Source organism: Bradyrhizobium betae, assembly GCF_050632175.1.
GTDB lineage: Bacteria > Pseudomonadota > Alphaproteobacteria > Rhizobiales > Xanthobacteraceae > Bradyrhizobium > Bradyrhizobium betae_B.
On the sequence record NZ_CP192576.1, the window covers coordinates 726,650 to 740,490 of the forward strand.

Consider the following 13,841-nt stretch of genomic DNA (forward strand, 5'->3'; position numbering starts at 1 on the left):
CCGCGCGCGCCTCTGCCTGCGCCTTGACGACCGATGTTTGGTCACCTCAAATCCTCCAAAATATCCTTTTAGCCTACAATCTGGCTCACCGACATCAGCGCTGTCATCACCGACGTGATCAGGCCGCCGACGACGAGCGAGATCGCGATGATCGCCGCAGGCCCGGCAATGCCGACCGCGCGGTCGAGCGTCCGCTGCAGCTTGGTCTCGTAGAATTCGGCGACGCGCCCCGAGAGCATCGGCAATTGCCCGGTCTCATCGCCGAGCCTGAGCATGCGCACTGCCATCGGCGGCAGCGCCTCCGTCTCGGCCAGCGCGTCGGAGAGTTTCGAGCCATGACGGACACGGTCGGCGGCATCGCTCCAGACCGCGGACGGGCCGGTGGTCGCCATCATGTCGATGAGGATGCGCAGCGTGATCGTGAGATTGACGCCGCTGCCGAGCAGCAGGCCGAGATTGCGGCAGAACAGCGCGGTCCGGTACGCGCTCATCACGTTGCGTATCGCCGGCAGCCGCGTGATCGCGTTGGTGAGGCCGCGGCGGACGCGCTCCTGCCGCAGCAACAGCCAGACGGCAGCGATGGTCGCGGCAAGCCCGGCCAGCACGGCGTCGGAATTGCCGCGCAGGAAGCTCGAGATGTTGAGGAAGATGCCGACGATGGGATCGACCTTGGCGCCGAAATCCTGCAACACACTGGCGAACTGCGGCAGCACGAAGGTGAGAAAGAACAGCAGCACGCAGCCGGCCGCTCCCAGCACGAACAGCGGATAGCGGATCGCATCGGACAACCGGCGCCGCAAGGCCTCGCTGCGCATGCGCTCGCCGGCCAGCACGTCCAGCACCTGATCCAGCGATCCCGAGGCTTCGCCGACCCGCACCAGCGCAATGTACATCGGCGGAAACAGCCCCTCGTGCCGCACCAGCGCCTCGGCAAAGCTCTCGCCCGACACGACGCGCGAGCGGATGTCGGCCACAACCGGGCGCAGCCGGCCGAGATCGGGATCGGCGGCGAGCAACTCCAGGCCGTCATTGATACGGGCGCCGGCGCGCAGCAGCAGCGCGAGATCGCGCGTCAGGATGGTCACGTCCTCCGGCTTCGGCCTGTTGAACAGACTGAGGACGCTGCCGCTCGCGCCGCCCTCTTCCGGCGAGACGTTGTCAACCAGCACGAGGCCGAGCCGTTCGATTCGCTGCGCGACGTCGCCGGGCGTGGGCGCGGCAATGGCGCCGGAGACCAGTTCGCCGTTGGCATTGAGCGCGCGATAGCGATAGTTCGGCATGTGTTTAGCGCACCGTCGTGACGCGGAAAACTTCCGGTACGGTCGTCATTCCGGCCCGGCATTTGGCGACCGCGTCCTCCAGCATCGTCGTCATGCCGCCCCGCATCGCGGCGGCATCGATCGCGTGGGAGTCGGTCTGCGGACCGACCAGCGCGCGCACCTCGTCGGACATTTCCAGGATCTCGAACACGCCGTTGCGGCCGCGATAGCCGGTGCCGCCGCAGCGTTCGCAGCCGTCGGCCTCGTGCACGACCTCGCCGCACTTGAAGCCGATCACGGCAAAGCGCGGATCCCTGGCGAGATCGTCCTCGGTCAACGCGTGCGGCACCTTGCAGCGGTCGCAGAGCATGCGCACGAGACGCTGCGCGACCACCGCCCGCAGCGTCGACTTGAGCAGAAAGCCCTCGATCCCGAGATCGATCAGGCGCGGCACCGCGGCGGCCGCCGTCTCGGTGTGCAGCGTCGTCAGCACGAGATGGCCGGTGAGCGCGGCATGGATTGCGATATGCGCGGTCTCGGCGTCACGGACCTCGCCGACCATGATCACGTCGGGGTCCTGGCGTACGAAGGCGCGCATCGCCGAGGCGAAGGTCAATCCGATCGACGGCTTGACCTGAGACTGGTTGATGCCGGGGATCTCGTACTCGACGGGATCCTCGATGGTGAGGATTTTTCGCGTCGGCTCGTTGAGGATCGACAGCATGGTCGCAAGCGTCGTTGTCTTGCCGCTGCCGGTTGGTCCCGTAACCACGATCATGCCGTGCGGCATCGCGAGCAGCCGCGTCATTGCGCTCTCGTCGCGCGTGGCAAGACCGAGCTTGCTCATCTCCAGCAGGCCACGGTCGCGCGGCAGCAGACGGATGACGGCGCTCTCACCATGCTGCGTCGGCATGGTCGCGACGCGGACGTCGAGCTCGCTTCGCCCGACGCGCACGCGCGCGGCGCCATCCTGCGGCAGGCGCCTTTCGGCGATGTTGAGGCTGGCGAGAATCTTGATGCGTGAAATCAGCGCCTGCGGCGGAATGCCGTGCGGCGACGGCAGCGCGCGCAGCAGTCCGTCGACGCGCATGCGCACCGTGAGCCCGGCCCGGAACGGCTCGACGTGAATGTCGCTGGCGCGAAGGTCCACCGCGCGCTCGAGGAGATCGTTGAGCGCGCGCACCACGGGCGCGCCGCTGGCGAGATCGCGCAGGCTTTCGATGTCGTCGTCAGACTGCTGCGCGATGCTCCGCACGCCGTCATCGGCGTTGGCATCGCCCGCCTCGGTGCGCTGGTCGAGCACCGTCGTGATGTCCTCGAACGAAGCAACGACGACCTCGACGCTCTCGCCGAACACGATCTCGGCGGCGCGTACCGCGGCAGTGTCGGAAGGATCGGCGATCGCCAGCCGATAGCCGCCGTTCGGGGCGCGGAACGGGAAGATGGTGGATTCACGCAAGAAGCGGCGGGAAAAACCATCGAGGCACGGTGTGGTTGCAAGCAGTTGCGGCAGGCCCAGCCGCGCAAGGCCAAAATAGTCGGAGACCTCGTCGGCGAAATCTGCGGCGGACAGATCGGTCGCCTCCCACAATTCGAGCAGCGGGCGGGTCAGCGCGGGATTGGCCGGGTGGTCCACATGCGCGCGCACACGTGGCGGCAACGCGTATTTTTCGAGGAGATGCTGCCGGAAGCTCTCTGCGGAAAGGTCTCGCATCGCACCCACTGCTTGCCTTGTTACCTGAAAGCAACAGCTCCCGCAGTCAACGGAAGTCCCTTTACGCTTGACTTATTTGTTAGCAAAAACATAATCGTGGCGCAAATTATTGCGCGTCCGGACCGAGGGGATCGGATGCAATTTACGTTCACATCCAATGTTGGCAGGCGTATTTTGTCCGAAGTGGTCCAGCCGCTTTTGCGCCGCCGCTCAGCGTTGACTGGAACGCTTGCCCTGCTGTCGACCGCTTTCCTGCTCGCCGCCTGCATCGTCACGGCCGACCAGTCGATCGAAGCCGATCCGAAGGATCCGCGCGCCCAGGATATCGCCGACAAGATCCGCTCCCTCGACCTGCAGCCGCGGCAACCTGCGGATGCGGGCTCCGGCGGCATTGCCCAGGCCAGATCGTCTAAGCCGGCGATCTATCTCAGCGATGGTGCAACGCCGCAAGGTGGCGCGCTTGCCGAACGCGACGATTCCGGCGGCAGTGGCTACGACCTCAATTTCGAGAACGCGCCAGTGGCGACCGTCGCAAAGGTCATCCTTGGTGACGTATTGAATGTCGGTTACACGATCGATCCGCGCGTCCAGGGAACCGTCACGCTCGCCTCGGTTAGGCCAGTGCCCAAGGCGGACGCGGTCTATGTGCTCGAAAACGCGCTACGCATGTCGGGTGTCGCGTTGGTCCGCGACCGCACCGGCTATCGCCTGCTGCCGGCGCCGGAAGCAGGTCCCGGCGGCGTCGACCGCTCGCTGAACGCAGCGGCCGGTCAGGGCGTCACGGTGGTGCCGCTGCGCTATGTCTCGGCGCAGAACATCTTCAAGCTGCTCGATGCTTTCGGCGTGAAGGCCTCCACCATGCGGCCGGACAGCGCCCGCAACACGCTACTCGTCAGCGGCAGCGGCAGCGATCGCGCCACCGCGGTCGACACCATTCTCTCTTTTGACGCCGACTGGATGCGCGGACAATCCGTCGGCATTTTCCCGGTGCGCAATTCGTCGCCCGAGCCCGTCATCTCCGAGATCGAGAAGATCATGGATTCCGGCGAAGGCGGCATGAGCCAGAACGTGATCAAGCTTCAGCCGATCGCGCGGCTCAACGCGATCCTCGTGGTGAGCCAGAAGCCGGAATATCTCAAGCGCGCGCAGACGTGGATCGCGCGGCTCGATCGCTCGGACACCGAAGGCGTAAACCTGAAGTCCTACCCGCTGCGCTACGGCAATTCCAAGGTGATCGTGGCGATGCTGACCGACATGCTGTTGACCCAGAGCGCCACGAGCAGTTCGACGCTCGACAACGCCTCGAGCCAGGTCGCGCCCGGTGCCGGCGTTACGACCTCCTCATCCGGCAATCCGGTCGCCGCGCTTAGCGGATTGCCGACCGCCGCGGCCGGCGCCACAACCCCGGTCTCCGGCCCCGCCGGATCGGCGCTCGGCGCCCGCCCTGCTCCGGCCGCGTCGGCAACAACGGCGCAGGACAACAGCTTGGGCGGAATTTCGGGCAGCGGCGCGCGGCCCGGCCTCAACGGCATTCTCCAGAATGTGCGGATCACCGCCGATGTCACCAACAACGCCGTTCTGGTCTATGCCAACCAGGAGGCGCAGCGCATCGTCGAGCAGACCATTCGGCAGATCGACCGGCCGCAGCGCCAGATCGCGATCGAGGCGACGATCGCCGAGGTGACGCTGAACGACCAGCTGAACTACGGCGTGCAGTTCTTCCTGGCCAGCAAGCAGGGCTCGATCTCGAACACCATCACGGGCGTCAGCAATTCGAGCACGATCGGCAGCAATATCGAAGGGACGAGCAACGCGGTCAACGCCGCAGCGGGCGCCCTGCTCGGCCGCGCGCTGCCAGGCTTCAATTTCCTGATCGGCGCCGAGAACTCCCCGCGCGTCGTGCTCGATGCGCTGCACGGCGTCACCAACGTCAAGGTGCTGTCGAACCCGTCGCTGGTGGTGCTGGACAACCAGCCGGCGACCTTGCAGGTCGGCGACCAGGTGCCGTTCTCGACCGGCACCGCGACCGTGCTGACTGCAAACAACACCGTGGTCAACACCATCGACTACAAGAACACCGGCATCATCTTGCGCGTGCTGCCGCGCGCCAACGCCAACGGCAATGTCGTGCTCGACATCGAGCAGGAGATCTCGAACATCGCCGCCGGCAGCGCCAATTCGCTGACGCCCACGATTTCGCAGCGCCGCGTCAAGAGCTCGATCGCGGTGACCAGCGGTCAGACCGTGCTGCTCGCCGGCCTGATCAGCGAGACCGAGAACAGGCAGCGCCAGGGCCTGCCGATCCTGGATTCCATCCCTGGCGTCGGCGACGCCTTCTCGCATCAGACCAACTCACGCGCCCGGACCGAGCTGATCCTGTTCATCCGGCCCACCGTCATCAAGGACGGCGTCGATGCGCATGTCATTGCCGAGGAGATGCGCACCAAGATGAACAGCCGCCTGGTCGGGACCAGCAATCCCGTGGTCACCGTGCCCAAGGCGGCGCGCTGACCGCGTGACGGATGCGGCAATGAACGAGGAAACGGGCCCCGCGCTCGCACTCAGCGTGGCCCTGTTACTGGGCCTGTTTGCAAGCCTCGTCACCGCGCCGGGTGTCGAGGGTCTGTACGGCGCATTCCTCGCCGCCCTGATGGTCGCGATCGCCGCGAACGACGCCAGCCACTATCTCATCCCAAATGAGCTGACGGCCGCCGCCTTTGCGCTCGCCCTGCTCCGCGCCGGCGCCTTCGTGCCGGATATCGGCCTCGAGGCGCTGCTCTGGCCCGTGGCCCGCGCAGCCGCCGTGTCGCTCCCGCTGCTGCTCCTGATGGCGTTCTACCGGCGCTGGCGCGGCCGCGACGGGCTTGGAATGGGCGACGTCAAGCTCGGTGCGGTCTGCGGCGCCTGGCTCGATCTGACGACCGTGGTCGCGGTGATCGAGCTCGCTGCGCTGGCAGCGATCGCCGCCTACCTTGCCCATGCTGCGCTGCGAAGACAGCTGGTCCGCGGTACGGCGTTCCTGCCGTTCGGCTTGTTCCTGGCACCGGCGATCTGGATCGGCTGGCTGGGCGAGACCTGGTACATGAACTCGCTCGGCGGCTGGCCGGGCTAAGGCCCGGTGCTTTCGAGCTAAATCACGATTCCGATGAAGGCGAGCCGGAGGCCGCGTCTACTGTGCATGGGGTTGTTTTCGACATTTTTGATTTGGGGGCACCAAGGCGTCTGTCAGTGCTCGCGGCTCGGCGTCCATTCCAGCGCCCGCAGGCGGGCCTGGGCGATCTCTCCGCGCGTCATCTTGGTCGTGACGGCATCGCGGATCCGGGCCCGCGCCTCGCGCACCGGCGGGGCGCTGCGGCCGCCGACAGATTGAGCCATTTGGAGGCCTCGACGATGTCCTGCGGCACGCCCTGGCCGCGGTCGTAGAGCAAGCCCAGCGAATATTGGGCACGGCTGTCGCCCTGCTCAGCCGCGCGGCGGTACCACATCGCGGCTTCCGTGTAGTTCTGCGGCACGCCGCGGCCGGTCTCGAACAGGAAGCCGAGATAGGTCTGCGCCGGCGCAATGCCGCGCTCGGCCAGCGGAATGAAGATACGGGAGGCCGTCACGTAGTCATGGCGCTGGAGTGCGGAGACACCCTGGCGGACGGACTGGGCGTTCGCTGTCGCAGCATTGATCAGCACAAGACCGGCGACGCTGAGCGCCAGAATCGCGCGCCGCAAGAGCCGAGCCCGCCAGCCCATCCAGGTATCCCGGCCAATCTCGCTCATCACCCAGCCTTCCCGCCGATTATTCCTCGAGCAGATTATTCTGCTGCCATGAAGGAATCCATATGCCGCGGATCACCTAGACTGCTCGTCCGACCACGACGCGGCTACCGCCCACGGGCCAACGCAATCCCGCGAGAGTGAGACGCACTTCTGCGCGCAGGATTGCCGTGAACAGGCGATTGATGCGTGGGTCAAGCGCGAGTTCTTGCTCACCCCCTCGTTCGAGTCCCCGCCGCGATTCAAGAGCCGGCTTGCGATCATCATCGGGAGCAGCAGGGAAGTATAGGAGGTCGAAAACAGCACTTCAAAGCCGCTTTGCCGAAGCTTGCGTTCAAGCTCGCCGCGGCAATACCGCCGTTCGTGGTAGGCGATCTCATCAAAACGGCTCCACAACCAGGGATGCTGGGGAACAGCGATGATGACACCACCACCTGTTACCAGCGTGCTGCGGATTTCGGCCAACACACGTTCGTCCTCCGCAATGTGCTCAATGACGTCGAAAGCGCCGACGAGATCGAAGGCCTCGCTGGCCGGGATGTGACGCGCGTCCATCTGCACGAACTCAGCCCGCGGCAGGCGCGCACGGGCGAAGGCGAGCCCGGAAGGATGCAACTCCGAGCCAACCAGGCGCCGCCAGTTGCGCAACTGCGAAATCGCGCGCAGCACGGCACCGTTCCCACAACCGATTTCCAGGAAACGACGCGCGTCGGGAAAAAGCGGGTGACCAAGCCACCAAGCAGCTCGTTACGGGCCACGAACCAGAAGTGCTCGTCCTCGACCTCCGCCAGCCTCTTGAAACCGCTCGGGTCCATGCCGCTGATCGTGTCGGCGAGGTCGGGTGCAAGCGCCGGTATCCCCGCGCGTTCTGCGGTGGCATGGGCACAGGAAGGACAACGCCAGCCGACCGGCCAGACGGGTTCGTCGTCATCGATGGCCTGCTCTGCACCACAGGCAAGGCAACGGCGCCTTGGGCCGACCAATTCCCTCATGTGCATGGCTGGCTGACTGAGGATATGGCGGAAACGCAAATTGGGGATGAATTCATTGACAAATCACTGTAAAAGACCGCCTCGCTGGCTGGATGTCCGAGAGCACGCCGGCAAACTGTTCGGATCGACCGCGCCCGTCAAGCCTCGTTTCGGAGAGGTCCCATTCACCCACCCAAGTCTGTCGTAAATCACAACGTGCGAATATCCATCGTCCAATCCTGCTACATCCCCTGGAAGGGCTTCTTCGATCTGATCGGGCGTTGCGACGAATACGTAATCTACGATCGCATGCAGTTCGTGAAGCGGCACTGGCACAATCGAAACCGAATCAAAACCGCGAACGGCTCGGAGTGGCTCACGATACCTGTCGTCACGAAGGGGCGCTTTGATCAGGCGATCGACGAGGTCCTGATCGAGAAACCCTGGGCCGAGAAGCATTGGCGGACGCTGGAATTGGCCTATCGACGCGCACCGTTCTTCGAGGTACTCGCCCCCGTCGTGCGGGGCTGGTACGAGCGCGCCAACAAGGAAGTGCGTCTCACCGACGTCAACGAACTCTTCACACGCGAGATCGCGGGACTGCTGGGGTTGCGCACGAATATTGTCAGAGATACCGCTTACCCTGCAGACGGCAGCAAGACTGCGAGACTCCTGGCGATCGCGCAGGCCGCGCGCGCTGATCGCTATCTGAGTGGCCCTTCCGCACGAGCCTATCTCGACGAGGCGCGGCTTGCCGACGCCGGTATCGCCACGGAGTGGATGAACTACCAGGGCTATCCGGAATATCAGCAGCTCCACGGGGATTTCGACCACGCCGTCAGCATACTCGACGTCCTGTTCAACACCGGTCCCGAAGCGCCGCGATTCATCCGCCCAACAATCGTGGCCTGACACTCGGTTCGTCGTTGACGAAAAATCCCGGGACGATGTCCCGGGATTTCATCTTCTACGACAATTCGCCACTCGCCCGGCGAACCATCAGGCTGAAGCCTATTGTTCACCCAGATTGCTGACGGCGCCACCGGCGGCCGTGGGCGAGGTCCCGAGCGACGTATTGCCCTGCATTCGGTTGTTGCCGTAGCTAATTGCTGCTCCGCTGAAGCCCGTGGTGTTGAGCGTTACGTCGGAGTTCGACAGGCGAATGTTGCTGACGGACTGCACGCCCGTGCCGTTGCCGGTGATCGAGCTGTTGTCGACATTGACCGCGCCGCCGGAGTCGGCCTCAACGCCTGTGGTGTTGCCGGAAAATACCGATCGCGTGACCATCACGCTATTGCCGCTACCCGCGGCGACACCGAACAGATTTCCGACCGATTCCAGCCCATCGACGATGACCTTGTTCGGAGCCGTCGCGCCGAGACCTATGCCACTTCCGGCATTATTGCTGATGATGGTGTTGCGGACGAACAGTTGCGTATTTCCCGCAGTTCGCGCGTCGGCGATGCCTGCCTGCGAGAACGACGTGATCACGCAGTCCTCGATCGAGACCGATGCTGCGCTCAGAATCCTGACACCGTTGAGACCGGGAGTGGCGGCGCCGCGCAGTCCTTGAAGCTGGATCGCGCGAAGAACGACCCTGTCGGTCGCCGCGGCATTGATGATGATACCGTTTGAGCCCGCAACCAGCACGGATCCCAGCGTCCCCGTGCAGTTCAGCGTGATCGATTTGGTAATCGTCACCGCGCCGTAGCCGGCCGGATCGAGGCAATTGATCTCCCCGAACGCCGCCGTCTTGGAGATCGCGCCAGCGAAGGTCTTGCACGGGGCGGTGCGGCTGCACGGATTGGCGTCATCGCCCACACCGGAGACCCAGGTGCGTGTCGCCTGAGCATATGCCGGTGCCGATGTCAGGAACGGCAGCAACAGGCCAAGGATCAATGTCAAAAAAGCTAAACGGCGCATAATGAACCCTCCTTGTTGGCTGGGATTTCTTCCCAGCCCGCTGAAATGAATGCAGTATTCGTCATTTCCGGAGCTGCCCCCCCGGCGTCGTCAAGCTTTGAACTCTCGGAGGGGACAATCGCTACAACTGCCTCCAGAGATTGCAGCTCGTCGATAGTGCTCAATCGACAGACACGCGAACGCAAAATTTCAGGAACAATCAACCCGAGGTGGCAGTCTTCGCCAAAGAAGAGGGACCGCACCCTGCTACTATGTGCCGAAAACCAGGACACCGGTTCAAAGGCGGTGAACTTTTGTCGCACATATCACTCTGATTGTTTCGGAGAGGCCGGTCGTTTGCACGCGCGGCTCGCCTGTCGTATGACAACCGGGCCGTTGACGCGTCTCCAATGCCTTCCTAAAGCATTGTAAAATCGTAGCGTTCCGCAATTCTTGGGTACCGAAGAGAGATTTGATGCACACAGTAAAGTCGAGCAAATGCTATGGGCGAGGCTGCTCGTTTGCACCGCAATAATCTCCGCTTTGGAGCAGGAAGCGTGTCTTTTCAAGTGAGGCGCCAGCGGGTCCTAGACTGCCTGCACCCAGCCGTCTTCCAGCCCCGGGGGAACGGCCAATGAAGATCTCGATCGTCACCACGCTTTATCGATCTGCATCGTATGTGGAGGAATTCCATCGGCGAGCGATAGAAGCCGCACGCAAGATCACCGACGATATCGAACTGATCATGGTGAATGACGGTTCTCCAGACGACAGCCTGGAGATGGCATTGAGAGTGCAGAGATCGGATCCCCGGGTCGTCCTCGTCGACCTCTCGCGGAACTTCGGGCACTACAAGGCGATCATGACCGGCTTGGCCCATGCCTCGGGCGAACTCGTATTCCTAATCGACAGTGATCTCGAGGAACAGCCCGAAGATCTTACCTCGTTCTACGAGCGTTTTCGCAGGGGCGACTGCGACGTCGTATATGGCGTACAGCAGACTCGACGCGGCGGCTTTCTGGAACGGGTTGGAGGCATAGCATTCTTTGCTCTCGTCGACGCCCTTAGCGATCGACCGCTGCCCCGCAATCTCGTGACTTCGCGATTGATGACAGCCTCTTATGTGAAGGCGCTGGTCCGGCACCGCGATCGGGAGTTCGTGATATCCGATCTCTGGGCGGTCACCGGGTTTCGACAAATCTCCATGACCGTCGCAAAGCTCTCGAACTCACCGTCCACCTACTCGCTATGGAGGCGAATCGATCTTGCGGTGAAGCACCTGACCACATCGTCGACGCGACTGCTGTACCTCGTCTTCTATACGGGGTTGTCGATCTTCGTCACCTCGATCTGTGTCGTGATCTACTTCCTGTTGCGTTATCTCACGAATGGAATCGGGGTGAGTGGATTTGCCTCGCAGATTATTTCACTTTGGTTTCTCGGAGGACTCATCACGCTGATCCTCGGCATATTAGGTATCTACATGGCCGGTATCCTGGCCGAGACGAAGCGAAGGCCCTACACCATCGTGCGCGCCGTCCACCGCACGCCCGACCTCCCTGTCGAGAAGCGAATACAGCCCGCCTCCCTCATTGATACAGAAGGCCAAGAGTGACAGACGCCAGCCAAGTCCGCATCTTGTCCGAGGTCGCGGCGTACTATACTGCCAGACTCGAGTTGTACGGCACGACCGCGCGCGGCGTCGATTGGAACGGAATCGAATCGCACCAAATTCGTCATCGGCAGTTTCTCCGCCTTATCGAGGACGATCGGGACGGATCGATCATCGATCTTGGCTGCGGTTTCGGGGACTTTCTGAAATTTCTCCGAAGCACAGGGCATCGCGGACATTTCATGGGCTACGATGTCGCACCCAGCATGATCGATGCTGCTCGCAAGCTTCACGGAGAAGACCATGACCGCTCCTGGCACGTCGGTGCCTCCCCGGAAGCAGCGGCGGACTTCGCCATTGCCAGTGGCGTATTCAACGTTAGGGGCGACGTCGGGGACGATATATGGCTCGGCTATATCCGGGAAACGGTGGACGTGCTCGCCCGCGCCGGACGCAAGGGGTTTGGCTTCAACGTCCTGAGCCTGTCGAGCGATCCCGATCGACGGAGACCAAACCTCTACTATGCCGACCCCACATTGATGCTCGGCTACTGCCTTTCACGGTACGGCCGATCCGTCGCGCTCTTGCAGGACTACGGGCTTTACGAATTCACCGTGCTGGTGCGGCATCCGGAGACGACGACTTGATGGACGCGGCCTCATCGACCGCCCGCTGTCCGCTTTGCACGAGCGGTGCCGCTGCGCTAATGCTTCCTCATCCCAGCCGGTCAATGCTGAGCGACGGAAAAGCGATAACTCGCGCACTGGCCAAAATGTCTTGCCTCGCCTGCGGCTCGGCCTTCCACGCGTCGAAGACGGCCGAAGCCGACATTCGCGCCATCTACGATGACGGCTACACGCTCGCCTCCGCTGCCCCGAAGTCCGATGCGGACCGCGCGCGGGCGTACGGCGATTGGATCCGCCGCGAATTTGAGCCACCGAAGGCCATTTTGGAAATCGGTTGCGGCTCAGGGGCGCTGCTATCCGAGCTTTTGCGAAGCTGGCCCGATGCGCATGCTTGCGGCGTGGATCCGGCCCTGCCGACGGCGGCCCAGTCACAGCAGAACATCAGGCTTCTTCGCGGATTTGTCGAGGACGTCCCCACCGGCACGGGTCCCTTCGATCTGATCATCGCAGTCAATGTCATCGAACACACGACGAGCCCGAGCGCATTCCTTCGCTCGCTCCGCGATCATCTTGCGCCGAACGGACGTATCGTCATCATTTGTCCGGACGGACATTCTCCCAACGTAGAGTTGATGTTCTTCGACCATCTCTACAGCCTCACACGAGACGGCCTCCGGATCTGCGGGAGAGGTGCAGCTCTGGTAGCGGAAAGACAGATGCCGGCGCCGAGCAATATCGGCGACTTCCAGATATCGATCTTCGTACAGACCGACGATCGTGCCCCACCTCTCGTGCACGATACAGATCCGACCCGGCTCCATTCCGAACGTCAAACCTACCTGGAGCACTGGCGGATGCTGGACCAGTTCCTCCTCGATCAGTCCCGGTCCGCAGCAGACCTGTTGGCTTTCGGCGCCGGCCAGACGGCAGCCCTCTTGCGGACCTATGCTCCGGGAATCTGGACCCGCATCACCTCGCTCGTACTGGACGACCCCGCCGAGGCCTGGAATCTGGGTAGACCGGTTGCATCCTATCGGGATGCGGTTCAGAATTCCGGCAAGTCGATACTGATCGCGGCGACGCCTCATGTTCAGCAGGCCATCGCCAGGCGACTGAAAGACGACGGCCTCCACCCGATCACCTGGAACGAGCTAATTCCGAGATGAATACTACTCAGCATGACGCCCCACGACGCTATGGCATCTCCGAACAGGTGCAATCGACCAACGAGATCGAGAGGACGTGCGAATCCATCCGCCAACTGGGATATGGCGTGATCGATGGCGGTTATAGCCACGAGCAGTTGGCAACGCTCGCCGATGCTTTTGATCGGACACAGGAGAGCTATGCGTCCCGTCACGGTGGCGTCGATGCGCTCAGATCGATTGACGAGCACGACACCATCCGTTTGCCCCTGGCTCACGACCCGGCTTTTCTTGAACTGGCCACCAACGGAAGAATCCTGGATATCTGCAGCCGGTTGATCTCCGGCTACTCGGTGCTCAACCAGCAGAACGGCATCATCAATCCGCCGAACGGAAAACAGTACAATCAGGGCGCTTGGCATCGTGATCTGCCGTACCAGCATTTCGTATCTTCGCGCCCTCTGGCGATCAATGCGCTGTTCTGCCTTGACGCATTCACCCTGCAAAATGGAGCCACGATGGTGCTGCCGGCCTCGCACCGTCAGGAGGCCTTTCCATCGGATCATTTCGTGAAGACACAAGCCTTGTCCGTTGCGGCGCCTGCAGGCTCGTTCATCGTGCTCGACTGCATGGTGTTCCATAGCGGCGGCGTCAACACCACGTCGAAGCCGCGGCGCGCCGTCAACCACGTCTACACGATTCCGTTGATCCGCCAGCAGATCAATCTATCGAGCGCGCTGGGCGACGACTTCACCGACGATAGCAAGCTGCGCCGATTACTCGGCTACGACGTGCGTGAGCCTGGATCTGTCGACGAGTATCTCGCCCGGCGCCCGAAAAAGCCCTGA

Annotated in this window: 12 protein-coding genes; 7 read left to right on the plus strand and 5 right to left on the minus strand. The window is 62.9% G+C overall.

The genetic code is table 11. The features are described from left to right. Nucleotides 1-68: 68 nt before the first annotated feature. Nucleotides 69-1,280 carry a type II secretion system F family protein gene (locus ACQ86E_RS03705; protein ID WP_431204242.1) on the minus strand — a complete coding sequence of 404 codons (1,212 nt, stop codon included), beginning with the start codon at nucleotides 1,278-1,280 and terminating at the stop codon, nucleotides 69-71. Between the two features lie 4 nt (nucleotides 1,281-1,284). Next, nucleotides 1,285-2,973: a GspE/PulE family protein gene (locus tag ACQ86E_RS03710; RefSeq protein ID WP_431204243.1), complete on the minus strand. Its 1,689-nt coding sequence runs from the start codon at nucleotides 2,971-2,973 to the stop codon at nucleotides 1,285-1,287. Between the two features lie 135 nt (nucleotides 2,974-3,108). Between ACQ86E_RS03710 and gspD the strand changes: the two genes are divergently transcribed. Continuing rightward, the gene (gene gspD, locus ACQ86E_RS03715) at nucleotides 3,109-5,484 is read left to right on the plus strand and encodes a type II secretion system secretin GspD (protein WP_431204244.1); all 2,376 of its coding nucleotides are present in this window, start codon (nucleotides 3,109-3,111) and stop codon (nucleotides 5,482-5,484) included. Between the two features lie 19 nt (nucleotides 5,485-5,503). Continuing rightward, nucleotides 5,504-6,085 carry a prepilin peptidase gene (locus tag ACQ86E_RS03720; protein ID WP_431204245.1) on the plus strand — a complete coding sequence of 194 codons (582 nt, stop codon included), beginning with the start codon at nucleotides 5,504-5,506 and terminating at the stop codon, nucleotides 6,083-6,085. A 178-nt stretch (nucleotides 6,086-6,263) separates the two neighbouring features. Here ACQ86E_RS03720 and ACQ86E_RS03725 read toward each other — a convergent pair whose 3' ends face one another. Then, a complete protein-coding gene (locus ACQ86E_RS03725) occupies nucleotides 6,264-6,740 on the minus strand; it encodes a tetratricopeptide repeat protein (RefSeq protein WP_431204246.1) in 477 nt (158 codons plus the stop codon). A gap of 72 nt (nucleotides 6,741-6,812) precedes the next feature. Continuing rightward, nucleotides 6,813-7,406 carry a class I SAM-dependent methyltransferase gene (locus ACQ86E_RS03730; RefSeq protein ID WP_431204247.1) on the minus strand — a complete coding sequence of 198 codons (594 nt, stop codon included), beginning with the start codon at nucleotides 7,404-7,406 and terminating at the stop codon, nucleotides 6,813-6,815. Nucleotides 7,407-7,924: 518 nt separating this feature from the next. Here ACQ86E_RS03730 and ACQ86E_RS03735 point away from each other — a divergent pair. Continuing rightward, complete coding sequence (locus ACQ86E_RS03735; protein WP_431204248.1) at nucleotides 7,925-8,620, plus strand: WbqC family protein; 696 nt, start codon at nucleotides 7,925-7,927, stop codon at nucleotides 8,618-8,620. A 99-nt stretch (nucleotides 8,621-8,719) separates the two neighbouring features. On the opposite strand, the gene ACQ86E_RS03740 is transcribed toward ACQ86E_RS03735, so the two are convergent. Next, the gene (locus tag ACQ86E_RS03740; protein WP_431204249.1) at nucleotides 8,720-9,592 is read right to left on the minus strand and encodes a right-handed parallel beta-helix repeat-containing protein; all 873 of its coding nucleotides are present in this window, start codon (nucleotides 9,590-9,592) and stop codon (nucleotides 8,720-8,722) included. A gap of 652 nt (nucleotides 9,593-10,244) precedes the next feature. On the opposite strand from ACQ86E_RS03740, the gene ACQ86E_RS03745 reads away from it, so the two are divergent. The 4 genes from ACQ86E_RS03745 (at nucleotide 10,245) to ACQ86E_RS03760 (ending at nucleotide 13,841) form a co-directional block, all read left to right on the plus strand. Then, nucleotides 10,245-11,225: a glycosyltransferase family 2 protein gene (locus ACQ86E_RS03745; protein WP_431204250.1), complete on the plus strand. Its 981-nt coding sequence runs from the start codon at nucleotides 10,245-10,247 to the stop codon at nucleotides 11,223-11,225. After that, nucleotides 11,222-11,869, plus strand: a complete 648-nt coding sequence (locus ACQ86E_RS03750) for a class I SAM-dependent methyltransferase (RefSeq protein ID WP_431204251.1) — start codon at nucleotides 11,222-11,224, stop codon at nucleotides 11,867-11,869. Before ACQ86E_RS03745 ends, ACQ86E_RS03750 begins: the two co-directional genes overlap by 4 nt. A gap of 83 nt (nucleotides 11,870-11,952) precedes the next feature. Further along, nucleotides 11,953-13,014, plus strand: coding sequence for a class I SAM-dependent methyltransferase (locus ACQ86E_RS03755; protein ID WP_431204252.1), 1,062 nt, complete (start codon nucleotides 11,953-11,955; stop codon nucleotides 13,012-13,014). Next, nucleotides 13,011-13,841 (plus strand): phytanoyl-CoA dioxygenase family protein, encoded by an 831-nt coding sequence (locus ACQ86E_RS03760; RefSeq protein WP_431204253.1) that lies wholly within the window; start codon nucleotides 13,011-13,013, stop codon nucleotides 13,839-13,841. The genes ACQ86E_RS03755 and ACQ86E_RS03760 overlap by 4 nt, the downstream gene beginning before the upstream one ends.

Bases quoted from the DNA above. Each gene is read 5' to 3' on its own strand.
- ACQ86E_RS03705 (WP_431204242.1), bottom strand. From the start codon at position 1,280: ATGCCGAACTATCGCTATCGCGCGCTCAATGCCAACGGCGAACTGGTC.
- ACQ86E_RS03710 (WP_431204243.1), bottom strand. From the start codon at position 2,973: ATGCGAGACCTTTCCGCAGAGAGCTTCCGGCAGCATCTCCTCGAAAAA.
- gspD (WP_431204244.1), top strand. From the start codon at position 3,109: ATGCAATTTACGTTCACATCCAATGTTGGCAGGCGTATTTTGTCCGAA.
- ACQ86E_RS03720 (WP_431204245.1), top strand. From the start codon at position 5,504: ATGAACGAGGAAACGGGCCCCGCGCTCGCACTCAGCGTGGCCCTGTTA.
- ACQ86E_RS03725 (WP_431204246.1), bottom strand. From the start codon at position 6,740: ATGAGCGAGATTGGCCGGGATACCTGGATGGGCTGGCGGGCTCGGCTC.
- ACQ86E_RS03745 (WP_431204250.1), top strand. From the start codon at position 10,245: ATGAAGATCTCGATCGTCACCACGCTTTATCGATCTGCATCGTATGTG.
- ACQ86E_RS03755 (WP_431204252.1), top strand. From the start codon at position 11,953: ATGCTGAGCGACGGAAAAGCGATAACTCGCGCACTGGCCAAAATGTCT.
- ACQ86E_RS03760 (WP_431204253.1), top strand. From the start codon at position 13,011: ATGAATACTACTCAGCATGACGCCCCACGACGCTATGGCATCTCCGAA.